Consider the following 24,823-nt stretch of genomic DNA (forward strand, 5'->3'; position numbering starts at 1 on the left):
GATTTCATATCTTAACATTTGGCATAATTGACATATAATATCATTTTTTATAAGGATAAAGAATGAATGCCCAACAATATTTCATCATTGCGCAGAAACATTTTCTTTTTCTCTTGTGCCTTGTGTGCACAATCGCTTTTTATGGCTGTATCCAATCTCAACAAGAGAAGGCACAAAAACAAGCTATAGAAGGTTATATGCAGGGTTTATTTGGGGGAGATTTAAATAAATTTGTGCAATATTCAAGCTATGGCTACGCACTAGATTCTATGAATCAACGTAATCTTGCTAATTTGTTTGTAAGCGCAGAAAGCACAAGAGCAAAAATAAATGGTGGTTATAAAAATGTAGAAATACTCTCCATTACACAACCCCCAATCTCACAAGAGCAAGATTCACAAGTGCAGATTCAAAAATCCTATGATGATTCTCAATACAATGATACCAACAGAGACAATAAACCTATGCCAACTGCTAGGGCAAATGTGCGTGTAGTTTTTGGCAAAGGCACACTTACATCTGATATAGAACTTGTCAATTATGAGGCAAATAAATGGATTATCAACACTATGCTAACTTTAAAATAATATACACTCATAAAATCACATTTTTGGAGGGCGAAAATATCGCAATAGTCCAAATGCTATTGTTGCACACAAAAGAACAATAATAATGCCACTAAATGCCTCAAAATAACCAAATGGTTGGCTCAAATCCCACACGTGAAATCCTAAAATATCAAAACCCATTTATAACCTTTTATTTATATCTCATTTTTACGCTTCTCAAGCTATTTCTTAGCTTGAGCTATCACCGATGTGCATCTTTTGCATAATTTACCTTCACTTTCCTCTACAATAAATTGCCAACATCGCTCACAACGACCATTTTGTGCTCTATAAATAACAAATTCCTCTTTATCTTCAAGCATAAATCGTGCTAATTCCTCCTTGTCTTTACACTCCTTCCCACATACACCAGAGACAATAAGCCATCTATCAAGCAAAGCAAATTCTTTCTCTTGCGGACTTTGAAGTAATACCTCAAGCGAAGATTTAACAATCTTTTGTTTTTTGAGATTATCTAAGGATTCGGTAAATTTCTCACGCACACGCAAAAGTCGCGTAAAATCCTCATTTATTTCAAGATTATATCCTTGTGCACAGCTTAACTTTGGCAAATCAAAAATGGATTCATATTCTCCTTTCAAAGCTGCACTTGAATGTCTAAAAGCCTCATCTGCAGTATAAGTAAGCACAGGCGCGATAAAATGCAGCACTCGCCTTAAAATCATTACTAATGCACTTTGTATAGCACGACGGCGTAGGGAAGATACATCATCACAATAGAGTATATCCTTACACAAATCCAAATAAATACCGCTTAGCTCATTAATCAAAAAGCTCATTACTACCTGAAAAGCCTTAGCAAACTCATATTCATCAAAGTATTCATACGCCTCATCAAAAACTCTATCGCACACACTTAGAATCCATCTATCAATCACGTCAAGTTCATCTTTTTCCACCATATCTTGGCTATTTTGTGAGGCATTTGCAAGGAGAAATCGGATAGTATTGCGGATTTTGCGATATTGCTCACCTACTTGTTTAAGAATCTCATCGCTAATATTTTGGTCGCTCTGATAATGACTAAGTGCCACCCACAGACGCAGAATCTCACTTCCTTGAGTTTTGATAATTTCACTTGGAGAGATAACATTCCCTTTGCTTTTACTCATTTTCTCACCATTTCTATCAAAGGTAAAGCCGTGCGTAAGAATCTGTTTATAAGGTGCTCTCTTAGCTATTGCACAAGAAAGCAAAAGTGAACTTTGAAACCATCCCCTATGCTGGTCGCTTCCTTCAAGATACATATCTGCCGGGTGAGAGCCCGCATCATAGTTATTTCCTGCACCCTTATATTCATTCTCAAGCACCGCGCTCCAAGTGCTCCCGCTATCAAACCATACATCAAGTATATGTTTGCTCTTTGTGAGATTCTCTGCTAAATGCTTATGACTTGGAGGCAGAAGGTCTTTTATCTCATAGCTCCACCACGCATCACAGCCCTCTTTTTCAAAAATACAAGCAATATGCTCAAGCACCGCCTCATCAAGCAAAGCAACATTCGTTATCTTATCAATCAAAAATGCAATAGGCACACCCCAATCTCTTTGTCGAGAGATACACCAATCAGGGCGATTTTCAATCATTGAATAGATTCTATTTTTTCCATTTTGTGGATAGAATCTCACCTTGTCTAACTCTTCCAAAGCCAACTCTTTAAGCGTTTTATCTTGATAAAATGGCTTATCAAGCAAGATAAACCATTGCGCAGTAGCTCGGTAAATCACAGGTTTATGCGAACGCCAACAATGTGGATAACTATGGGTAATCACATCTTGTTTTAAAAGTGCTTTCCCCAAAATCTTAAAAATACTCTCGTGTGTATCAAAAATATTCTTACCCACAAACTCATTAGCAAATTCTTTAGGCACAAGCCCCATAGATTCTATAAGAGGGCTAAAATTCCCCCTATCATCAACAGGCATAATAACTTCAAGTCCATATTTAAGTCCTATATAATAATCATCTTCACCGTGTCCTGGCGCAGTATGCACTGCTCCTGTGCCATCATTTATGCTTACGTGCTCTCCCAAAACAATAAGAGAAGTTCTTCCATTAAGAGGATTTATGGCTTCAAGGCGCTCAAATTCTTGTGCTTTAAACTCACGCTTACTTATACCAATGTCTATATTTTCACATACTTTTTCAAGCAATGCTTTTGCCACAATATAACCCTTATCGGTGAGCACATAAGATTCACTAGGATTAAGTGCGATACCTACATTCGCAGGAAGTGTCCAAGGCGTAGTTGTCCAAATAATCACTTTACCTTGTGAAATTCCAAGTGATTGCAAGGCAGAATCCGATAAGGTAAAAGCGACAAAAATAGAATCTGATTGCTTATCTTGATATTCTACTTCCGCATCAGCTAATGCCGTCTCACACGCCCAACTCCAATAAATAGGCTTGGAGCGTTCAGCAAGCAAACCTTCTTTCACAAGCTCTATCAAAGAGCGATAAATTTGTGCCTCAAAAGCAAAGTCCATTGTTTTATACGGATTCTCAAAATCCCCCAAAACTCCTAATGCCTGAAATTCATCAGATTGAATCTGTATAAATTTTTGAGCGTGATTGCGGCAGAGTTCGCGCAATTTTGTTTTATTCAAGTTATCTTTTTTTGCCTTGCCAATCTTTTGCTCCACTTGTTGCTCAATAGGCAATCCGTGGCAATCCCAACCCGGTGTATAACGGATATTTTCTCCCTTAAAGTAATGATATTTCACAATAATATCTTTGAGAATCTTATTGAGTGCGTGCCCTATATGTAAATGTCCATTTGCATACGGGGGTCCATCGTGCAAACAAAAGTTTTTAGCACCACTATGAGCATTTTTAAGTTTAGAATAAAGCTTCTCATCGCGCCATTTTGCATAAGTATGTGGCTCATTAGCAGGGAGATTCCCCCTCATTGGGAAACTTGTATCAGGCAAAATTAAAGTCTCTTTGTAGTCCATTACTACTCCCTATTCAAAAATTAAAACAATGGCAGGATTGTAGCAAAAAATCCTAATTTTTAAACGCTTTGTGCTAGAATCCTTAGACTTTGACTTAACTTAAAGGAAATAAAAATGCAATTTATAAGTTTTGTGCCCTATATTTGTGATTTCTCTAGAGAATCTCCGCCTTTTTCTCTCTATGCACAACCTCATCAAATTGGTATTCTCCAAGAACAAAAAGTTTATCCACTTTCAACGCTTATACAAAGCGATATTCCTCATATTTACACAGATATGAATACTTTTATCTGTCTTCATACTCCAGATATGCTTAATACGATACAAACAAATATAAAAAATACTCACGCTTTTTCTCTTGCAGATATTACACTCCTAGCTCCTATTCCAAAGCCAAAACAAGATGTAATTTGTTTAGGCATTAATTACCTTGAACACGCCAAAGAATCTGCAGCCTATAAAAATGAGATTTTTGACCAAAAGCGCGAAAATGCTGTCTATTTTAGCAAACGTGTGAATTATGCTACACCTCATAATGCACCTATTCCCTTGCACAGCAACCTCACTCAAAAGCTTGATTATGAAGTAGAGCTTGGAGTAGTCCTTGGTTCTCATCTTTATAAACCTAAAAATATGCAAGAAGTTATGGATTCTATCTTTGGCTATACTATCATCAATGATATTTCTTCAAGAGATATTCAGCAAAAGCACAAACAATGGTATATGGGAAAAAGTCTTGAGGGAAGTTTGCCTATGGGACCTTGTATTGTAAGTGCCAAAAGCATTGATGCGCAAAATCTTGCTATCAAAAGCTATGTCAATGGCGAACTAAGACAAGATTCTCATACTTCATTGATGATTTGTAATATCACTGCTGCACTCTATGAGTTATCACATTATTGTATGCTCCAAGCAGCTAGCATTATCTCTATGGGGACTCCAAGCGGCGTTGGTATGGGGTTTAATCCACCAAGATTCTTAAGCAATAATGATGAGATAGTTTGCGAAATACAACACATTGGCTCATTACGCAATGTCGTTATAGATTATTAACTCAAAAGTTCTCTTACCATTTTACGCACAAATGGGGCATTATGCGTAAGATTTAGTTCTTTAGCGGCTCTGTGTGAGCAAATCTTTAATGCCATAATCTCCTCACTGCTTAGAACATTTAGAGAATCTGCTAAAGATTTTATAGCAAAGTCTTTGGCAACAACGATATTGTTATATTTATCACCAAATCCTTGTAATTGTTCTATCGGAGGTATAAGCACTGCTAAACGCGATTGGATATATTCAAAAAATTTATTAGGCAAAGTGGCGAGGAGATTATGGTTATGCAACGGAATATAAAGTAAGCCTATGTCATAATTGTTTCCAAAAGGCACAATCTGCTCCAATTTCACAGGTGGTAGTATTCTTACTGCTTTGCCTTGCTCTTGCAACTGCGCAATGCGAGATTGTATTTTTGCACGAAATGCATTCTCTCCACCTGTAAAAATAAAATCAATGCAAAATCGTTCATCAAGATATTGGCACATTTCAATGACTTTATCAATATCGCGATTGCGATTTAACGCTCCGTGATAGAGAATCTTTATTTTATGTGCATTTATAGGCGTTGGCTCAAGTGGATAATATGTTGGAAGCGACATCAAAAGATGAACCTGTAATCCAAAATGCTCCTTATACAACTCACAAAATCGTGGCGACACGCTTAAAAGTAAATCTGCTTGAGATGCAAAGTAAGTGCAAAGATAAGTATTAAAGCGCTTAAAAAGCAATCGCCAACGCAATGAACTTGTATTTTGCAAAGGATAAAATTCTCTTGCATCAAAAATTACCTTTGTATCACTCTTTTTGCCACATTTATGCCCACTCTTTTCTAACCCAGCAAAAAGCACAGGCAAAAGCAGCAAATCGTGGCAAATCACGACATCATAGCTTTCCTTACATAAATGTTCTATAATCGCCAAACGATTTGGAATAAAACTAAGTTTATCCCATCGCCTTAAAGCTACATTAATCCATAACTTTAACTCACCCCACACATTGCGTTTTTTATAAGTGGGATAGCTAAAGCTTTTAAGGTTATACGACCCCCCCCCCGCCGTTTTGCACCACTACGGGTGGCATTGGCGTGCCATTTTCATTATCAATACCCATCACGCTTACATCATAATCATCTTTTAGCACCTCAATCATTCGCATAGGACGAGGACAAGTATTAATATTTGCTGCTGCAAGAATCAAAATGCGTGGCTTTGCCTCTGCTTTACGTGCCTTATGTTCGCACAATATCTCTTCCTTCTCGTATTTTAGGGATTTATAGTCTCTATCGCTTGGTTTATAAGCTCTTTGATACGCGATTGCTTCTCTGGCTCCAAAGAATGAAAAAGTGTTCTTGCATATTCACTACTCATTCGTTCAAGCTTATTCTCACCAATAATATCTAATGCACTTGTTTGATAAAATAAATCTTTTTGCATAGGATTTGCACCTGCTTTGAGTAATGCCTCTACTGCATTGACTAGCCCATATTTGACCGCGTCATTTAGAGGTGGATACCTTTCATCTTTGATATCTGCGCCTGATTGTATTAAAAGCACTGCGAGATTCCCCCTCTCTAGCTCTAATGCTGAAAAGAGTGCATTTATGTTATCCCCCTCACGTACAAAATCTTGTGCATTGACATCACCCCCAGATTTTATAAGCAATTCTAAAAGCGGTATGCGGGCTTTATCTTCCTCTTTTGTGCGCTCTTTTTTATCTTCAATAGATAAAAGTCCTTTGCTTTCACCCTCTACAAGCGCAATAATAGGCGTAGTTCCATTATCTTGTGCGCGTAAATTTACATCTGCTCCGTGTTCAAGCAACAATTTTGAGATATGATAATAATTGTTTGTAGCCGCCTCAAGGAGTGGCGTTGTATAATATCCTATAACATTTGGATTTGCTCCAAGCTCTAATAGTATAGCTACTAACTCATCATAGCCAAATTTTGCAGCAAGAAGCAATGCACTCTGTCCTTCATACGCATATATATCTTTAGAAACTTCTTGTTCCTCTTTTAAAACTTCATCAATGTTATCACTCTGCAAAAGCTCTGCTATACACTTTATACCCACTTTGCCATTATATGTGCGCACTACCTCTACCAAACGAGGATTAGCAATGCGGCTTATCTCCTGCTCACTCAAATTATTTACGCTCTCATCAAAGCTTTTAGAATCTAGTGCGCCCTTGCTTTTTAAGTATTCCTCTATCTCCTCACTTGAACCAAGTGCCACGCGCAACACACTATCGCCTTGTGCATTTTTCGCATTTACATTAGCCCCAGCTTCTACAAGAGTTTTAACCTTATCAAATATACAACCCTCTGCTCCACAAAAAAGCGCGTAAAATAATGCACTCTGTCCTTGCTTATCTGTAGCATTCACATCTGCACCTTGTGCAAGAAGATATTTCACCTCATCATCACTCCCATAGGCTGCAAAAAACATAAGCAAGGTCTCTCCATTGGAATCTTTAGCATTGACATCATATTTTTCTAACCATTTTTGAGGACTTTGTGAGCGCAAACTTCTTTCTTCATTGATAAAAGTTTCTTTGGATTGATTTTGTGATTCTTTGGTTTGGCTCACATTTTCTTGTTGCACTTCTTGATTTTTCTCTTGCAGGTTTTGCTTTATCTCATTTTCTTCATTACCACACCCTACAAATGCACTTATCATACATAGCAATATAAGCCATTTTTTCATTCCCACTCCTTTTTTATTTCATTTTGAATTTAAATATTACCAAAATTTTAACAGAATTTGCTCTAAAATCACTCGAAAATAATAGAGGTTGATAAAACAAAATTGTTTTAAAAGGTGTTTTTGTGATGATTTCATACCAAAGCAAATTAGAAAGCAATTGCTTCTTTAAATGCTTGCACTCCTTTTATTTCTCTAAACTCATCACTTGCAGCCCTTCCATAAGCTATTACAGCTCTAAGAGATGCTATTTTTTGTGTTTGTTTTTTTGTAAATAATTCAACTAAAGCTTTTCCCTTTTGAATGTAATCTTCTTCAGAAAATGCAATAAGGGGTAAATGGGATTCTATAAGAATAGTATGGGTTTTCTCACACTCCTCTTTGCCCTTAAGCGAACCATCGCGATGAGGGAGAGTTGCCCATTGTGCTATCCATTTCTCTAAATGCTGCGTGCGCTCCTCTTTGCTTTGTTTGCTCATCACAAGGCTTAAGCCACCTTTTGCCACATATTCAATACGACTTTCACCTTGCTCAAGCGGAAAACTATCAAACCATATATCAATGATATGCCCATAAATAGTGCTATCAATATAGCCTGTGAAATATATGCGCTCTAAAAATATCTTACCTTTTGCCTTGTCTGCAAAACAATCCATAATGCACTCACGGATAAGTGAGCTATTACCTCCTCCACAAGCTAGATAAATACTTTTAGGAAAGCAAAGCATAATCTCAATCACACAACGCCAATATTCGCGCGATTGCAATTTTACTAAACGCCCGATACTTCCTAGAATTACAGCATCTTGTGGAAATTTTAGACGAATAGAATCTATTTGCTGTTTAGATTCTAAAGTAAGAGGTGGATTATAGAATCTCTCCTGCATTTTCACAGGCACACCATAAAATTCATAACCTTCATGAACAATGCGTGGCTTGTTTTGGCAAATATGCGTCATTTTAACATCAATACAAGACAAATCATATACAAAATTGCCGTGAGAATAATAAATTTGTAAAGGAGCACTTCTTGATGCAAGAAGAAAATCACTTATACCATAGCCATTATTTGGGCTTATAAGTATTGAGATATTATCGCGATGAAATGCCTCTTTAAGCGCAAGTGCTTTTTGAAAATGAGAATTGTAGAATCCTTTTGCATTAAAAGGTGAGACAACATCAACAACACTTATGCCAATCTCTTCATAAGAGCGGACAATGCGCTCATCATTTGCGCTTTTTTCAATAAGATTCATTGTATAAACTTTTATTTCGTATTTTTGTAAAAATGCTTCATCGCGCATCAAATTACTTAAAAGGCTATATTCAACCTTATAGGGAGAATTTGCCACAAGCCTATCGCGCAAAATTCCAATGCGGATTTTATCACTTTGTTGTTTTTTGGAAACACCATAAATACCTTGATTTTTGGCAAATTCCTCGTAATATTGCACACTTACCCTATCAATTTCATCACAGAATCTGCGCCATTGCTCTTGGTGATGAAAATTATTGCCACAGAAATGATATATGAAAAACTGCATATACATTGCCTCATCAATGCTTTCTATATCACCCTTTTTAAGAAGCACATAAAATATTTCTTTCCACAATGGATATAATTCAAGCCACAAATGATGATTAAAAAAATGTGAAACATTCCAAAAACAATGCAATTGCCAGTTTAGAATACTTCTTTTTCTGATAGTAGAATGAGCAAAATAAGTTTGTGGCTCAAGCTGTATTTGAAGTGCGGATAACAATAAGCGCATATCTACACCAAGTGCCTCAAAACGCTCCACAATAAAGCTTGTATGTTCAAGCGAAGAAGGAATATTGATATCTATGAGAATCACAAGTGAAATATATTCGCATATTATATCTTCAAAATTGTGCATTGTGCTTAGTGCTTTTGAAAGTATATAAAGTTCAATGAGCAAAAGGTTTTCAACATCGCTTATTCCATTGGCAAAAAGGCTTTCCTCTGCCATTTTATTAAAAATTGCAAAACGTGTATCAACCTCAAAGCGTGTCTTTGCCAAAGAATCAACAAAAAGTAAAATGTTAAAATATTCTACTCCACAAATATGCCCTTGAGAAAGGAAATTATAGATTTTTTCTCTCATAAGGGAGATTATATCCATAAGGATTTTTTCACCTTCTTGATGAGATTGAATCAGGATTATATCATCACGTTTTAAGCCATAAAGCTCTCTCATAAGAGAATCAACTTGTGCTTTGCTTGTAGCAGTATTCAAGGCATTAATAAAAATATGCAAAAACGCCAAGATTTGCTCTGTAGTTTGGGTAGAAAATTGTTGAAAAGAAGTTGTAGGCTCTGACCAAGCAGAATCTAATTGCACAAAAGAGTTAGGGTTGCTTTTCTTCATTTTCGGAAACTTGGGTAGTAGGCTGTGGGATATTTTCAATTTGAAGCGACTCTTCTGGGGCATCTTGTATGCTTAGTTGAGGGATTTCTCTGTCAATAATCCATACATAAGATAGCTCTCCTACACTCGCGTATGGCTTCACATCAACACTCAAATAACCATAATTTTCTTGCACATCTTCAACTATACCCACAGGTATGTTTTCCAAAAATATACCATCAAGTCCGCTTGTAAAAACCTTGTCTCCCTTATGGATTTCAATCCAATCAGAAATATAATCCACAAGTAATTTGCCATTATGGGAGCCAGATACGATACCCATTGCTTTGTTCTCGCCAATATATACATCATAATGGCAATTTTCATTGCCATTTAAGAATCCTTCAATACGCCCATTTTGATAAACTGCCACACCAAGTGCTACATTATCTTTTACAATCCCAAAGATTCTATCCTCTAAGTTCCCGTTTTGATGATAACGACTTAAATCAGTATTGAGCCATACTCTATCACGTTGCCCTAAGGTTGCGAATGAAATAATGCGTGCAGGATGAATTTCACTTGTAGCATAGGTAATGCCACCCATACCAATGAGCTTACGTAGCTTATCTCTATCATCTTGAAGAGACTGAATCTCAAGTTTAAGCTTGTCATAATCTTGCATTTTTGCGCTAAGCGATTCTATCTTCGTAGCTTGGTCAATATATTTGTTATAAGTATTTACTATACCCTCTTTGGAATCTAAAAAAAATATCTTAGCATAATCACTTACAGAAAGCATCTTAACTTGAATGGATTTATCAACTTCCATTAAGACTAAGATACAAATGAAAAAGATAATCCCAAAAATAAGGAATTTATATCTCATATTTTTCTCTAATCAAAAGCAAGCTGATTGAGCAAATCCAAATCTTCCATTGCTTTACCCGTGCCCTTTGCTACACAAAGCAGCGGCTCTTCACCTACATACACAGGCAAACGAACAATATCAGAAAGATATTTATCAAGCCCTTGTATCAATGCGCCACCGCCAGTAAGCACTATACCATTTTCAACAATATCTCCTGCTAAATCAGGTGGCATAGATTCTAACACACTTTTAAGCGCGTTGCTGATTTCACGAAGCTGCTCTTTCATTGCTTCACGCGCATCTTCACTTGTAAGCTCAATGGTATTAAGCAATCCGCTCACTTGGTCGCGCCCCCGCACTTGCATAACAAGGGGTTTTTCCATCGGTGAAGCTGAACCAATCTGAATCTTAATTTCCTCACCTGTGCGCTCGCCAATTAAAAGATTAAACTTCTTTCTTACATAATCTACTATTGCTGTATCGAGCTTATCACCAGCGACTCTGATTGATTTGCTAATAACTAAACCTCCTAAAGAAATCACGCCAATCTCTGTTGTGCCACCACCAATATCAATAACAAGATTACCTTTAGATTCTTGAATCTCAAGCCCTGCTCCAATAGCCGCTGCCATAGGTTCTTCTATTAAAAATACTTCTCTAGCGCCTGCACTCATTGCAGATTCTTTAACTGCCTTTTTTTCTACTCCTGTCAAACCATAGGGCACACATACCATAATCCGAGGGCGAATAAGTGCCTTGCGTTTATGTGCTTTCTCGATAAAATAACGAATCATTCTCTCTGTCATATCAAAATCTGCTATAACACCATCTTTCATTGGACGAATTGCTTGTATACCATCAGGAGTTTTTCCTAGCATATCCTTTGCTTCTTTCCCCACAGCAAGAATCTTCCCTGTGCTGAATCTATCAGCTTGCACTGCCACTACGGAAGGCTCATTGATGATGATACCCTCTCCTTTAACCAAAACCAAAGTATTTGCTGTCCCTAAATCAATCGCAATATCTTTGGAAAAAGTCCCAATGAGTCTATCCACCAACATAAAAGCTCCTTAAAAAATATTACAAAATAATTTGTGCATTATACATTCTAATCCTTTGCTAAACCTTTTGTTTTATGTTAAATTAAGCTCTTTTTTGCATATTTCTCTTTTTTTTAACGCGAAGAGGACTTTGCTTGTCCATAATACATTCTTTAGAAATGGTAATTTCATAACCTGCAAGCTCTGGTAAATCATACATTAAATCAATCATTGCTCCCTCCATAATAGACCTTAAGCCTCTAGCACCTGTTTTTCTTGCAATAGCAAGTTCGGCAATCGACTCAATAGCATCTTTTTCAAAATGTAATGTTGCACCATCAATTTCAAAAATTTTTTGGTATTGTTTTATAAGTGCATTTTTAGGTTTTGTGAGAATCTCCACCATTGCTTCTTTGCTAATTGGAGAAAGTGTTGTAATCATATGGAGTCTGCCGATAAGCTCTGGAATCAACCCATAGCTAATAAGATCATCAGGTTCTACATATTTGAGTAAAGCATCTTCTTCGCTTTTACCTTTTTTCTCTCCGTGAAATCCAAGCACATTTCCACCCAAACGTCTTTTAATAATATCGCCCAACCCATCAAATGCACCGCCGCATACAAATAAAATATCGCTTGTATTAATTTGCACAAATTCTTGATTAGGGTGCTTTCTTCCACCTTTTGGAGGAATATTTACCACACTACCCTCAATAATTTTAAGTAATGCTTGTTGCACACCTTCTCCTGATACATCACGTGTAATAGAACGATTTTCAGAGAGACGCGAAATTTTGTCAATCTCATCAATAAATACAATACCTTTCTCTGCTTTTTTGACATCACCATCTGCAGCTTGAAGAAGTCGAGTAAGGATATTTTCTACATCTTCACCCACATACCCTGCCTCTGTAAGACTTGTCGCATCAGAAATAGCAATGGGAATGTCTAAAAAACGTGCTAAAGTCTGTGCCATTAATGTTTTTCCGCTACCTGTTGGACCAATGAGTAAAATATTTGATTTAGAGAGCTCTACATCATCTTGTAAAATTGGATTTGGCATTTCTTCTTCAGAAAGACTGTTTGCTTTGATACGTTTATAATGATTATATACTGAGACTGAGAACACACGTTTTGCTTCATCTTGTCCTATCACATATTCATCAAGTTTGGCTTTAAGTTCTTTTGGTGATGGCGTTTTAATGTCTATTGCTTCTTGATCTTGTTGTGGATTTTTATTCAAATAACCTGTCAAAATTTCACTTCCAACAATCAAACAATAATTACAAATATATACATCTGGAGTAATCCCTGAATTAATGATAGGATTATCTAAACTTTCTTCTTTATTGCAAAAACTACATCTTTTTTTTATTTCATTCACTTTGCACTCCTTTAAAGGGGATACCACGTGTAGTTGAAAGGATAAATTCACAAATATAGCGGATAGTGTTATTTGGATTCTTATCAAGTTGAGATTGAGCAAGTTCCCGAATGGGCGCACTGCGCGAAAAAAGAATCTTATACACACGATTTATTTCGTCAATTTCTTCACGTGTAAAAAGTTTTCGCATACGATGTTTATTTAATCCTCTAATATAAGCCCTATTGCCTTCTGCCAAGCAATATGGAGGCATATCCTGTGTTAAAACAGAGCCTCCTGCTATCATACAACCATCTCCGACTTTGACAAATTGATGCACGGGTGTCAATCCCCCGATATTAACATAATCACCAAGCTCTACGTGCCCACCAAGCGTAGCATTATTTGCAAGAATACAATCATTTCCTACAATGCAATCGTGTGCTATATGGACATAAGCCATAAATAAATTTCTATCGCCTATTATCGTTTTTCCTCTTCCTCCTGCAGTGCCGGGATTAAGTGTAGTAAATTCACGAATCAAATTATCATCTCCGATGATAAGCTCTGTCTTTTCTCCCGCATATTTTAAGTCTTGTGGTGGCACACCAACAGCAGCATTATTAAAAACCTTGTTGCGCTTACCTAGAGTTGTGCAACCACTTATATGCACATAATTGCCTATGATACATTCATCACCAATGATAGTATTCTCATCAATAATGCAAAATTCGCCAATTTGGACATTTTTTCCTATTTTTGCGCCTTCTTTAACAATACTTGTTTTTCCTATCATATATATTCCTTAAGATTCTTTAGCTTCAGTAATCATAGCTTTAAGTTCAGCTTCACTTACAAGTTTATCCTCAACAAAAGCATTTGCTCCAAGTTGCCATATACTTCCTTTGTGTTTTAAAACCTTGAGCTCATATACAAGCCTATCACCTGGGACGACAGGGATACGAAACTTAACATTATCTATCGTCATAAAATATACAATTTTATTTTTTGCCTCTGCAACATTATCACCAAACATACTTACAAATGCTAAAAGACCGCCGGCTTGCGCCATTCCTTCAATCTGCATTACACCCGGATAAATAGGTTTGTTTGGAAAATGCCCCAAAAATACCTCTTCATTAATTGTTACATTTTTATATGCTTTGATATAACCATTTGGTTCACTATCACTTGTATTTTGCACAAGCTCCATAACTCTATCAACAAGTAACATCGGATAACGATGTGGTAAAATTTGACGAATTTTCTCCACATTCATTATGGGTTTATCCCCTTGTATCTTATTTGTATCCATTCTCTTACTCCTTATAACAAATGTGATATTCTACCAAAAAATTTTAATATGGAGTGATAGCAAAAATACTACTTTCTTGAAAATGTGCATTAATAAAAACTTTTAGACTATGTTTGATTTTTTTATCAAGGATAATAATAGGATTGATACTATCTGCACCACACAATGCCGTGCGCAATGCTATTTCATATTCATAACAAGGCGCATTATACACCATTTCTTGCACATTTGCATACTGCGTTTTTAATAAAATATTTGCATCATCTATGCTTAAAAATATACTTTCATCACGTTTAGCATAGCCCACCTCAACACATTGAAGTCTATAATCTTTATCATATACAGAGCGCTTGATATAGGTAATATTTGAAGTCTTTATCATATTCTTACTACGTGAATGTGTAATAACATACGAACTTATTACTTTCCCTTCATCAATACATATACTTCGTAAATTACGCCAAATAATTTTTGATTGTTTATAAAGCGCATACTCCCTTCCTTCTTTCTCACATTTATCCCGTAAATCAAAAACAGCTTTGCGCTGCTCATTACTCGCAGGTAAAATTTGCTTCCCAATATTGCTCATCAATTCAAGAGGAAGTTGCCCTTGAGATTCTCTTTGCTTACTTAAAGCAAATTGGCACCCACAATATGTTTGTTTATAAAGCCTATCCTTATTTGCTAATTCACTTTGTGCTTGCGTACCTCCATTGCTCCTCACATCAACCTTGATAAAACACAAGCCATAATGTTGCGCGATTTGGTTACCTTGAGTAAAAAGAATCTGCTGCTCTTTGAGAGGACTAGAAAGTAAAGTTGAGGTAAAAGATTCTATTGACATTGTATGCGCCATTTGTGCAGTTTTTTCTAATCGCATATCAAAACATTTTACACATCGCTCTCCTTTTTCTGGCTCTTCTTCAAGTCCTTTAACACTTTCAAACCATTCTTGACTTTCATATTCTTCTTCTATAAGCTCTACTCCTAACATTTTACAACTTCGCCTGACATCAAGAAGCCGCAAATCATATTCGCTTTTTGGGTGAATATTTGGATTGTAAAAATACCCTATCATCGTTGTATCAGGATAAATTTTTTGAATCTCACTAAGAAAATAGTGACTATCTACTGAGCAACATATATGCACAAGCATATTTTTCTTTTTTTCTATATGTATGCTTTCACTCATTTTTATTGTCCGCAAAATACCAAAAAGAAACGATACCTATGACTACAACCGCTGCCAAAAATACTGCTAAAATAATATCAAGATTCATTGTATATGCTTCTCCTTTCTTAGATTTTTTATGTCAATGTTTCACAAGAAACATTTTCTGCTTTAACTTTTTCACGTAACTGCCCACACGCAGCACTAATATCAATACCCCTAGACTCTCGTATAGTGCAAAGTAATCCCCGCTTTATTAAAAAATCAGCAAATGCTTTTACATCGTTCATTTCCGGTCGCTTAAATGTGCTTCCTTCGTGTGGATTAAACAAAATCAAATTTACTTTTGCTTTAATACCATTAAGGAGTTGAAGCAATTTTTTTGCACTTTTTAAGTCATCATTCACACCTTTAATCATAAGATATTCAAACATTACTTTCTTGCGCGTATCTATGGGAAATGCCCTTACCTCAGTGAGAATATCAGATATATTATAGGCTTTATTCATAGGTATAAGTTGAGAACGCAACTTATCATCTACTGCGTGGAGCGAAATAGCAAGCTGCACACCTAAATTAAGCTTGCCTAATTGTTTGATTTTAGGTGCGATACCACTCGTAGAAATCGTTTGTCGCCGAGCAGAAATACTTAATCCTTCGGATTCTGAGAGAATCTCGATTGCACGTGTTACATTTTCAATATTATCAAGGGGTTCACCCATTCCCATATAAACAATATTCACTCTTTTATGGGGTGCCATTTGATTATCTTTTTTCATAATTACAACTTGCTCAACTATTTCACTTGCGTGGAGATTCCGCACAAATCCACCCTTTGCAGTAAAACAAAATGCACAACCCACCTTACAACCAATTTGACTTGAGAGACACATTGTCCACTTTTCACTCTCTACCACTTCGCCTTTGTGTCCCAATTTTTTATCACGCATTTGAATCAGCACAGATTCAAAACAATGTCCATCATAAGTTTCAAAGAGATATTTTTTACTTCCATCAATGCTATGCTCTACCCGTATAGGATAAATTTGAGAAAGTGCAAAATGCTCACGTATGTAATTTTGCATAGTCTTTGAAATATTATCCATACGCATTGCATCGTTCTCATAGCGATGATAAAGCCAGTGATAAATTTGTTTCGCACGAAATGCAGGAGAAAGAATGGATTTAAGCTCATTAAGCTTATAACCATAAAGGCTTGGTTGTTGGAATGGAAAATCTATGTTCATATCAATCTCTTATTTTAACTTTTATGATTCTGCACCAAATCTTTGCTAAGGATACAAGAAATATCTTGAATTAAAGGGAGTTGTTCAGTGAGTTTTCGCTTAACCTGTTGATGATTGCTCATAAATTCATCGTGCGCATAAGTATGGCAATAATTACTTACGCAAAATATACCCACACACGGAATCTGAAAATACTGCGCTACCCTCATTACAGCAAAAAACTCCATATTCTCAAGTAAGATTCCTGCTTGAGCCAAACACATTGCTAATTGCTCATCAGTAGTAACATAATTAGAGCTATTGATAACAGCTTGTTTATAGTTTGCTTTGTGCTTAAATGTTTCATATGAAACTAATTCTTTCAATACTCCACTCTCAATGCGATTATCAATAGGTGTATAAGATTTATCCTGCAAAAATGAAAGTTCTACCTGCGTAGCACTATCGGATATATACATATCAAATATATTTATACTTTTATCATACGCTCCAGCACTTCCTATAAAAATAACACAATGCACATATTCTCTTGAACATATTTGAGAAAGTCCTATTGCACTCTCTACCAAACCCACACCGATAGATTTTGCAAAAGCAAAACTCTCACTATATCCAGCGCATACAATCATTCTCTACCTCGCAACAAAACTTTCTTTTGTGGTATTAATACTTTGTATTTATTGTCCAAATCTAATCCTTACATCCAATTTTCTATTGCCTCTTTTAAATTCTTACAGGCACACCTTTATCTTGCAAATAAGTCTTTAGCATTTTTATTTCAATTTCTTTATAATGAAACACACTCGCAGCTAAAGCTGCATCAGCTCCGTGCACAAATACATCAGCAAAATCTTCCATACTCCCAGCTCCTCCACTTGCAATAATTGGCACATTTATAGATTTAACTGCTTCTATCATTGCCTTGTCATAACCACCTTTGGTGCCATCAGTATCTATACTTGTAAGGAGAATCTCTCCTGCACCTCTTGCACACGCTTCATTTATCCACTCTAACATATCCTTACCACTATCTACGCGCCCACCATTAATATAAACATTCCAAGAATTTTGGGATACCTTTTTCACATCAACCGCTACCACTATACATTGTGAACCAAATCGCTTTGCACTTTCATCAATAAGCTGTGGATTTCTAATTGCCGCACTATTAATGCTAATTTTATCACAACCTGCATTTAATAATGCAGACATATCCTCTAGTGATCTTATCCCTCCTCCTACGCTAAAAGGAATAAAAACCTCTTTTGCAATATTTTTTACAACCTCTATCATTATGCCGCGCTGCTCATAGCTTGCAGTAATATCAAGAAGCACTATTTCATCAGCACCTTCATCATTATAGCGCCGAGCAATTTCTACTGGGTCGCCCGCATCTTGTAATCCAATAAAATTCACTCCTTTTACTACGCGCCCACCATTAATATCAAGGCACGGGATAATCCTTTTGGCAAGGCTCATTATTGCTCCTTTTATTCCTGATTCTATAAATTTACTCTTATTTTGAGATTTCTCTAAGAATCTTATCTATGTGTAAATATGTAGATTTTATATATATCATAACCAAATACTCCTTATAAAAACAAAATATTTGCATAGTTTTGGTTATAATATCAGTCAAAATAAAGGTAAAGAAGTGGAAGAGTATCGGAGCAAAAAGCGTTTCGGGCAAAATTTCTTGCAAGATTCTCACTTCTTGCATAAAATTATCCAATCCATTCCCGATATTCCTATTCAATGTATAGAAATCGGGGTCGGCTTGGGTGATTTGACACAAGAGCTATTAAAAATAGAATCCTTGATAGCCTATGAAGTCGATTTAGACTTATGTTCTTTACTTAACAAAAAATTTTCTAACCAAATCCAGAGTGGGCGATTAAATATTATATATAAAGATATTTTAAATCTCCCTTCACAACAAGCTTGGTTACATACTCACGAATATAAGGTCGTCTCTAATCTTCCTTATTATATTGCGACACACATTATATTACGACTTTTGCGTGATAGATTCTGTCGTGCTTTTCTTGTGATGACACAAAAGGAAGTTGCACAAAAATTTTGCGCCACCACTGGGCAAAAAGAATTTTGTGCCTTGAGCGTTTTAGTTGAAAGTTTCGGTAAAGCGAAAATGCTTTTTGAAGTGCCAAAAGAGGCTTTTTCTCCTATGCCTAAAGTAACCTCATCTGTTTTTGTGATACATAAATACTCTCAACAAAACCAAATTGAGGACTCTTTCCTCTGTGATTTAGAATCTTTTTTAAAAATTGCATTTTATGCTCCGCGCAAAACGCTTTTCAAAAATCTTTCACAAGTTTTTGATAAAAAACTACTTGAAGAAGTTTTTGAAAACGAAAATATAAAATCTAATGCACGAGCTCACGAAGTAAAGACAAAAAGTTTTCACCACATTTTACAATTTTTAAAAAAAAGGAATGACAATGGAAAACAAACACTCACAAGAACAACAAAACAACGACCAAGTTAGTAAATTTAAATCATTTACAGATAGATTTAAAAAAAAGACGCCAGAAGAACAAGCTAATGATATGCTTTCTGATATATCTGCTCACGATTCTCAAAGTGCAAATGAACATCTCTCTCAAGATACTAAAACTCATCAAAAAGACATACGTAGAGAAAATCGCTATAAACCAAAATCTCACACAGCAGAAAAAAATTATAATGAACACACACCAAAAACGCATTATGATAATCAAAAACCATTTGAAAAACGCAGATGGCAAGGCAAGAATCCACAAACTACTCATCAAAACAAAGTTCATTCTGATGAGAGCAAAAATGGTATTCGCGAAGTAAAAGATATAAATGAAAAAGATAATCTTGGACTTCACAAAGACCTTAAACGAGGTGTGGAAGCAAATACACGAATCCAACGTCAAAGCCTCAATCCTCACAATAAACTTAATCTTAATACAAAAGCAAGCGTGCGCATTACACCACTTGGTGGGCTAGGTGAAATTGGAGGCAATATTACTATCATTGAAACACCAGATTCTGCCATTGTTATTGATGTGGGTATGAGCTTTCCTAATGAAGATATGCACGGCGTAGATATTCTTGTGCCCGATTTTAGCTACCTCTTTGCTATTAAGGATAAAATTGCAGGTGTTGTTATTACCCACGCACACGAAGACCATATCGGTGCAGTACCCTATCTTTTTAAACTTTTGCAATTTCCTATTTATGGCACACCCTTGCCACTTGGTATGATAGGAAGCAAGTTTGATGAACACGGCTTAAAAAAATACCGCTCATTTTTTAAAATTGTTGAAAAGCGCAAACCCATTAAAATCGGAGCATTTGAAGTTGAATGGATTAATATCACACATTCTGTAATTGATGCCTCTGCATTAGCTATTCGCACAGATGCAGGAGTGATTATCCACACAGGTGATTTTAAAATTGACCACACACCCATTGATAATCTCCCCACAGATTTGCACCGACTTGCACATTATGGAGAGGAGGGCGTAATGCTCTTACTGAGCGATTCCACTAATTCCCATCGTAGTGGCACAACACCAAGCGAAGCTAGTGTGGGACCAACTTTTGAAGCACTCTTTAAACAAGCTCAAGGGCGTGTAATTATGAGTACCTTTTCTTCAAATATTCATCGTGTATATCAAGCAATCCATTATGGACTAAAATACAATCGTAAAGTTGCCGTTATTGGACGTTCTATGGAAAAAAATCTTGAAATTGCACGTGAACTTGGATACATTGACTTACCACAAAATATTTTTATTGAAGCACACGAAGTAGAAAAATATCCCGATGAAGAGGTGCTTATCGTTACTACTGGTTCTCAAGGTGAAACTATGAGCGCGCTTTATCGTATGGCGACAGATGAACATAGACATATCAAAATCAAACCAAGTGATATGATTATTATCTCTGCTAAAGCTATTCCGGGCAATGAGGGTTCTGTCTCTGCTGTACTTAATTATCTAATGAAAGCAGGAGCAAATATAGCATACCAAGATTTTAGCGAAATCCACGTAAGTGGGCACGCTGCTCAAGAGGAACAAAAACTTATGTTGCGGCTTATTAAACCAAAATTCTTTCTTCCTGTGCACGGGGAATATAATCATATCGCTAAACATAAACAAACAGCTATTGCTTGTGGAGTATTAGAGAAAAACATCTATCTTATGGAAGATGGTGACCAAATTGAAGTGAATCCTAATTACCTTAAAAAAGTTAGGAGTGTCAAAAATGGTAAAACTTTCATTGATAATCAAATTAATCGCCAGATTGAAAATGATGTCGTACTTGACCGCCAAGCTTTAGCACACGATGGCATCGTAATCATTTCTGCGCGTATAAGTAAAGAACGAAAGATACTAGAAACCAAAATATCAAGCTATGGACTGGTGGCAGATAAAGAAGATAAGGGCTTTGAAAAAGAAATGAATGAAACACTTGAATTTCTTGTAAAAAATTTCAAAACGGAAGGTTTTAATGCAAAAAATCTTGAAAATGAAGTGCATAATGTATTTAAAAGACATATTTTTAAGAAAGTCAAAAAATACCCTACAATTGTGCCGATGATTTATGTATTATAAGTGAGCCAAACTATGAAATTAGATTATGCATTAGTTGCCAAAGAAGTGCTTGAAATAGAATCTACTAGCTTACTTCAAGCAACCAAAAGGCTTAATGGAAAAATATTAGAATCTATTGTAGAATGTATTATCAATTCTCAAGGAAAAGTAGTTGTATGTGGCGTTGGGAAAAGTGGGCTTATTGGTGCAAAAATCTCTGCAACACTCTCTAGCACAGGCACTCCTAGTGTATTTATGCACCCCACAGAGGCAATGCACGGTGATTTAGGATTGCTACAAAAAAATGACATTGTCCTTGCGATCAGTTATAGTGGCAAAAGCGAAGAATTGCTTAATATCCTCCCTCATATTAAACGGCTAGGCAATCCTATTATCACTATGAGCAAAGATATAAATTCTCCTCTTTCGCGTATGGGAGATTATTTTTTAGATATTAGTATCCAAAAAGAAGCGTGCCCGCTCAATATTGCACCCACAAGCTCTACTACTCTTACTCTTGCACTTGGCGATGCTTTGGCTGTATGTTTAATGAAACGGCGTGATTTTAAAGCTAATAATTTTGCTTCATTTCACCCAGGCGGAGCTTTGGGCAAACAGCTTTTTGTGAAGCTAAAAGACCTTATGCAAATAGAAAATTTGCCACTTATTTCACCTGATTTGCCGCTCTCTCAAGCCATTATTATAATGAGTCAAAAACGATTAGGAAGTGCAATAATTACGCAAAATGATGCATTATGGGGTATTTTAAGTGATGGAGATTTGCGCCGAGCGATGATGAATAAAGACTTTGATTTGAATGCGCCTGTAAGTATCTATGCCACGCGCAATCCTAAAACTTGTGATAATCCTGACATTCTCGCATTTGATGCGCTCAAGTTTATGGAAGAAAATAAAATACAACTCCTTATTATTACAAATAAGCAAAATCATATACAAGGTGTTATACACTTGCATACGCTTATTGCTGCTGGGATTAAATGACATAATATACAAAATAAAAGGAGTAAATAAATATGTTTGAAAAAATAGATGAAATTTTTAAAAATATAGAGGACATTCGTGATGATATTAATATCTTGCTCAATATTGCCAAAATTTCACTTATTGATTATATTATGATTAAACGTGGTTCGCAGGATATGCCAGAACATCTTACTTTTACTATGCTTGCGCAAATTGACGAGCAAATTGAAAAACTCAAAGCCCAAATTGATGCACTCAATAAACTTAAACGCGAACTTCTCATATTTTAATTGCTCCTTTCATATTCTCTCTAAATATAAAATATTTTTTCGTGGATTCTAGCTGATTTTTGACGCTTCACATTTATATCACACTCTTTAGATACTATTTGAAAATATCTCTATCAAATTCTTATACAAAAGGATTTTCAATGAAACTTCATCGCAAATTATGGATGCAAATCCATTTGTATTTAAGCCTTTTTTTCTTACCTGCGGCATTAATTTATGCGATTACAGGAGTGTTTTATATCTTTGAAATTCGTCAAAATTCAGGGGCAAACATTATAGAAATTAAACTAGATTCTATGCCACAAAAGGGAGATGAAAAGGAGTTTATAATAACTACCCTACAGGAACATCAGCTCAAAGTGCCTAAAGACACGACCTTACACTCAATGAAAGGCAATCTCACTATGGGCGATATCAAATATGGAGTTAGTCTAGTCAAAGATAAAAATGACACACCTATAATCCGCACAATAGATAGGGGTTTGTATGGAATCTTAATGCTTATGCACAAAAGCACAGGAACAAAATATGAGCTAGGGGGATTTAAATTCTCTTTCTTTGATTTTATTGCTATTGGTTTTGGCATTTCAATGCTACTTTTTTATCTCTCTGGCTTAATTATTACTTCATTTTGTAAAGGCAAACGCAAGGCAGCCTTTGGCGTTTTAGGTGCAGGATTTATTATCACCACACTTGCGGTGTATTTAAGCATTTAATATAAAAGCTAAGCTTTATACTTATTGCAACCAATTTTTTTAAAATAATGGCTTATCCATTTCAGGTGGAATAGGCAGATTCATTGCCTTAAGGACACTTGGAGCGATGTTATTCAATCCTCCATTCTCAATTTTACTCACTCCCTCAATCATACCAAAACACCATACTTGTCCAACGGTATGATTTGTGAGCATATTACCTTTTTCATCTTTCATTTCTTCGCAATTTCCGTGATCACTCGTGATAAAAAGAGCATAATGGTGTTTTTGAGCAGATTCTACAATCCTACCTAATTCCTTATCCACCGCTTCTACTGCTTTAATTGCTGCTTCAAGATTCCCTGTATGCCCGACCATATCACCATTTGCAAAATTTACCACCACAAAATCATATCCTTGCTCTACAGCTTTTATTACTGCATCACCCACTGCAGAAGCATTCATTTGAGGCTGTAAATCATAAGTTTTGACATTAGGGGAAGGGATAAGCACTCGTTCCTCTCCTATAAAAGCTTCCTCGCGCCCTCCATTAAGGAAAAATGTAACGTGAGCATATTTTTCAGTTTCAGCGGTATGAAACTGCTTTAAACGATGTGAAGAAATTACTTCGGCGAGAGTATTTTGCACATTTTGCTTGGGAAAAAGAATAGGGTAGGGGAATGTTGCGTCATATTCTGTCATTGTAGCAATATGAAGCTTTACATATCGCTCCCGCTTAAACTCTTTAAATTGTGGATTCCCTAAGCAATCAACAATTTCACGTGCCCTATCAGATCGAAAATTCACAAACACAAAGCTTTCATCATCATTCATCCCTTGAAACCCTCCAAAACTCACAGGAGTAAGAAATTCATCAAAAATTCCTTCATCATATTGAGATTGAATATACTCTTTAGGAGAAAGATTTGTAGGATTTTTGCCAAGTGCTATACTTTCATATGCCTTTTGCACTCTATCCCATCTTTTATCTCTATCCATCGCATAAAAACGCCCAGATACACTTGCTATACTTACATTATCTTCGCAAATAGACTCTATATCTGCAAGATAATTAAGCGCACTTTTAGGCAAAACATCGCGTCCATCAGTAATAAGATGTAAATACACCCTTTTACCTTGAGTACTTAGAATCTGTGCAAGCGCCTTTAAATGCACAATATGAGAATGCACCCCGCCATCACTTAGTAATCCACACAAATGCACAACTGCACTCTGCTGCGTAACCTCAACCAAAGCAGGATTATCTTTTATCTCATCATACTCAATCGCACGCGAGATTCTAACCAAATCTTGATATAATACTCGCCCGGAACCAATGCACATATGCCCTACTTCAGAATTTCCCATTTGTCCTTGAGGTAATCCCACGCTCAAACCAAAAGTATCAATCATACCATAGGGCACATTTTTGAATAAATAATCATAGGTAGGCTTTTTAGCGTGATAAAAGGCGTTATATTGCGTTTTATCACTATATCCTATGCCATCAGTAATCACAAGAATTGTTTTCATAATATGCTCCTCATTTTA

General features: G+C 36.0%; 23 protein-coding genes. 7 read left to right on the forward strand and 16 right to left on the reverse strand.

The genetic code is table 11. The annotated features are described in order from the left end of the window. Window positions 1–62 precede the first annotated feature (62 nt). Window positions 63–587, forward strand: a complete 525-nt coding sequence (locus LS66_RS00695; RefSeq protein WP_236096940.1) for a hypothetical protein — start codon at window positions 63–65, stop codon at window positions 585–587. Between the two features lie 15 nt (window positions 588–602). Here the strand turns inward: LS66_RS00695 and LS66_RS10175 are convergent, their stop codons facing one another. Both LS66_RS10175 and ileS read right to left on the reverse strand, forming a co-directional pair. After that, entirely contained in the window at window positions 603–749 is a 147-nt protein-coding gene (locus LS66_RS10175; protein ID WP_162846482.1) for a hypothetical protein, read from the reverse strand. 41 nt (window positions 750–790) lie between these two features. Next, on the reverse strand, window positions 791–3,583 hold the full coding sequence (gene ileS / locus LS66_RS00700) for an isoleucine--tRNA ligase (protein WP_034365424.1): 2,793 nt from the start codon (window positions 3,581–3,583) through the stop codon (window positions 791–793). 114 nt (window positions 3,584–3,697) lie between these two features. Here ileS and LS66_RS00705 point away from each other — a divergent pair, with 114 nt between their 5' ends. After that, the gene (locus tag LS66_RS00705; RefSeq protein ID WP_034365422.1) at window positions 3,698–4,636 is read left to right on the forward strand and encodes a fumarylacetoacetate hydrolase family protein; all 939 of its coding nucleotides are present in this window, start codon (window positions 3,698–3,700) and stop codon (window positions 4,634–4,636) included. Here the strand turns inward: LS66_RS00705 and LS66_RS00710 are convergent. The 13 genes from LS66_RS00710 to hisF form a co-directional block, all read right to left on the reverse strand. Next, window positions 4,633–5,634, reverse strand: a complete 1,002-nt coding sequence (locus LS66_RS00710; protein WP_138091784.1) for a glycosyltransferase family 4 protein — start codon at window positions 5,632–5,634, stop codon at window positions 4,633–4,635. The genes LS66_RS00705 and LS66_RS00710 overlap by 4 nt on opposite strands. 40 nt (window positions 5,635–5,674) lie before the next feature. Further along, window positions 5,675–5,881: a hypothetical protein gene (locus LS66_RS00715; RefSeq protein ID WP_138091787.1), complete on the reverse strand. Its 207-nt coding sequence runs from the start codon at window positions 5,879–5,881 to the stop codon at window positions 5,675–5,677. A 20-nt stretch (window positions 5,882–5,901) separates the two neighbouring features. After that, window positions 5,902–7,344: an ankyrin repeat domain-containing protein gene (locus LS66_RS00720; RefSeq protein ID WP_034365420.1), complete on the reverse strand. Its 1,443-nt coding sequence runs from the start codon at window positions 7,342–7,344 to the stop codon at window positions 5,902–5,904. Window positions 7,345–7,490: 146 nt separating this feature from the next. Further along, a complete protein-coding gene (locus LS66_RS00725; RefSeq protein WP_236096941.1) occupies window positions 7,491–9,731 on the reverse strand; it encodes a hypothetical protein in 2,241 nt (746 codons plus the stop codon). Further along, window positions 9,712–10,599 carry a rod shape-determining protein MreC gene (gene mreC / locus LS66_RS00730; protein ID WP_011116025.1) on the reverse strand — a complete coding sequence of 296 codons (888 nt, stop codon included), beginning with the start codon at window positions 10,597–10,599 and terminating at the stop codon, window positions 9,712–9,714. Before mreC ends, LS66_RS00725 begins: the two co-directional genes overlap by 20 nt. An 8-nt stretch (window positions 10,600–10,607) precedes the next feature. Further along, window positions 10,608–11,642 (reverse strand): rod shape-determining protein, encoded by a 1,035-nt coding sequence (locus LS66_RS00735; RefSeq protein WP_011116024.1) that lies wholly within the window; start codon window positions 11,640–11,642, stop codon window positions 10,608–10,610. Window positions 11,643–11,724: 82 nt separating this feature from the next. Further along, window positions 11,725–12,996 (reverse strand): ATP-dependent protease ATP-binding subunit ClpX, encoded by a 1,272-nt coding sequence (gene clpX, locus LS66_RS00740; protein ID WP_371414311.1) that lies wholly within the window; start codon window positions 12,994–12,996, stop codon window positions 11,725–11,727. Between the two features lies 1 nt (window position 12,997). Continuing rightward, a complete protein-coding gene (gene lpxA / locus LS66_RS00745) occupies window positions 12,998–13,786 on the reverse strand; it encodes an acyl-ACP--UDP-N-acetylglucosamine O-acyltransferase (RefSeq protein ID WP_138091790.1) in 789 nt (262 codons plus the stop codon). Between the two features lie 3 nt (window positions 13,787–13,789). Next, complete coding sequence (gene fabZ / locus LS66_RS00750; protein WP_011116021.1) at window positions 13,790–14,299, reverse strand: 3-hydroxyacyl-ACP dehydratase FabZ; 510 nt, start codon at window positions 14,297–14,299, stop codon at window positions 13,790–13,792. A 43-nt stretch (window positions 14,300–14,342) separates the two neighbouring features. Continuing rightward, complete coding sequence (locus LS66_RS00755) at window positions 14,343–15,491, reverse strand: epoxyqueuosine reductase QueH (RefSeq protein WP_081947926.1); 1,149 nt, start codon at window positions 15,489–15,491, stop codon at window positions 14,343–14,345. Window positions 15,492–15,607: 116 nt separating this feature from the next. Beyond that, complete coding sequence (gene rlmN, locus LS66_RS00760; RefSeq protein WP_034365412.1) at window positions 15,608–16,717, reverse strand: 23S rRNA (adenine(2503)-C(2))-methyltransferase RlmN; 1,110 nt, start codon at window positions 16,715–16,717, stop codon at window positions 15,608–15,610. Between the two features lie 14 nt (window positions 16,718–16,731). Next, window positions 16,732–17,346 (reverse strand): purine-nucleoside phosphorylase, encoded by a 615-nt coding sequence (locus LS66_RS00765; protein WP_034365409.1) that lies wholly within the window; start codon window positions 17,344–17,346, stop codon window positions 16,732–16,734. Window positions 17,347–17,440: 94 nt separating this feature from the next. Beyond that, window positions 17,441–18,196: an imidazole glycerol phosphate synthase subunit HisF gene (gene hisF / locus LS66_RS00770; RefSeq protein ID WP_011116016.1), complete on the reverse strand. Its 756-nt coding sequence runs from the start codon at window positions 18,194–18,196 to the stop codon at window positions 17,441–17,443. A 175-nt stretch (window positions 18,197–18,371) separates the two neighbouring features. On the opposite strand from hisF, the gene rsmA reads away from it, so the two are divergent. The 5 genes from rsmA to LS66_RS00795 all read left to right on the forward strand — a co-directional run bounded on the left by rsmA (window position 18,372) and on the right by LS66_RS00795 (window position 23,293). Then, the gene (gene rsmA / locus LS66_RS00775) at window positions 18,372–19,223 is read left to right on the forward strand and encodes a 16S rRNA (adenine(1518)-N(6)/adenine(1519)-N(6))-dimethyltransferase RsmA (RefSeq protein ID WP_011116014.1); all 852 of its coding nucleotides are present in this window, start codon (window positions 18,372–18,374) and stop codon (window positions 19,221–19,223) included. After that, window positions 19,171–21,324 carry a ribonuclease J gene (locus LS66_RS00780; RefSeq protein ID WP_371414309.1) on the forward strand — a complete coding sequence of 718 codons (2,154 nt, stop codon included), beginning with the start codon at window positions 19,171–19,173 and terminating at the stop codon, window positions 21,322–21,324. The genes rsmA and LS66_RS00780 overlap by 53 nt, the downstream gene beginning before the upstream one ends. Window positions 21,325–21,336: 12 nt before the next feature. Next, complete coding sequence (locus LS66_RS00785) at window positions 21,337–22,305, forward strand: KpsF/GutQ family sugar-phosphate isomerase (protein ID WP_034365405.1); 969 nt, start codon at window positions 21,337–21,339, stop codon at window positions 22,303–22,305. 32 nt (window positions 22,306–22,337) lie between these two features. Continuing rightward, window positions 22,338–22,577, forward strand: coding sequence for a DUF2443 domain-containing protein (locus tag LS66_RS00790; RefSeq protein WP_011116011.1), 240 nt, complete (start codon window positions 22,338–22,340; stop codon window positions 22,575–22,577). Between the two features lie 140 nt (window positions 22,578–22,717). Further along, entirely contained in the window at window positions 22,718–23,293 is a 576-nt protein-coding gene (locus LS66_RS00795) for a hypothetical protein (RefSeq protein WP_034365402.1), read from the forward strand. Window positions 23,294–23,332: 39 nt separating this feature from the next. Here the strand turns inward: LS66_RS00795 and gpmI are convergent, their stop codons facing one another. After that, window positions 23,333–24,805 (reverse strand): 2,3-bisphosphoglycerate-independent phosphoglycerate mutase, encoded by a 1,473-nt coding sequence (gpmI, locus tag LS66_RS00800; protein WP_011116009.1) that lies wholly within the window; start codon window positions 24,803–24,805, stop codon window positions 23,333–23,335. Window positions 24,806–24,823: the final 18 nt, after the last annotated feature.

Origin of the sequence: Helicobacter sp. MIT 03-1614 (assembly GCF_000762925.2) — a bacterium.
Classification (GTDB): domain Bacteria; phylum Campylobacterota; class Campylobacteria; order Campylobacterales; family Helicobacteraceae; genus Helicobacter_C; species Helicobacter_C hepaticus.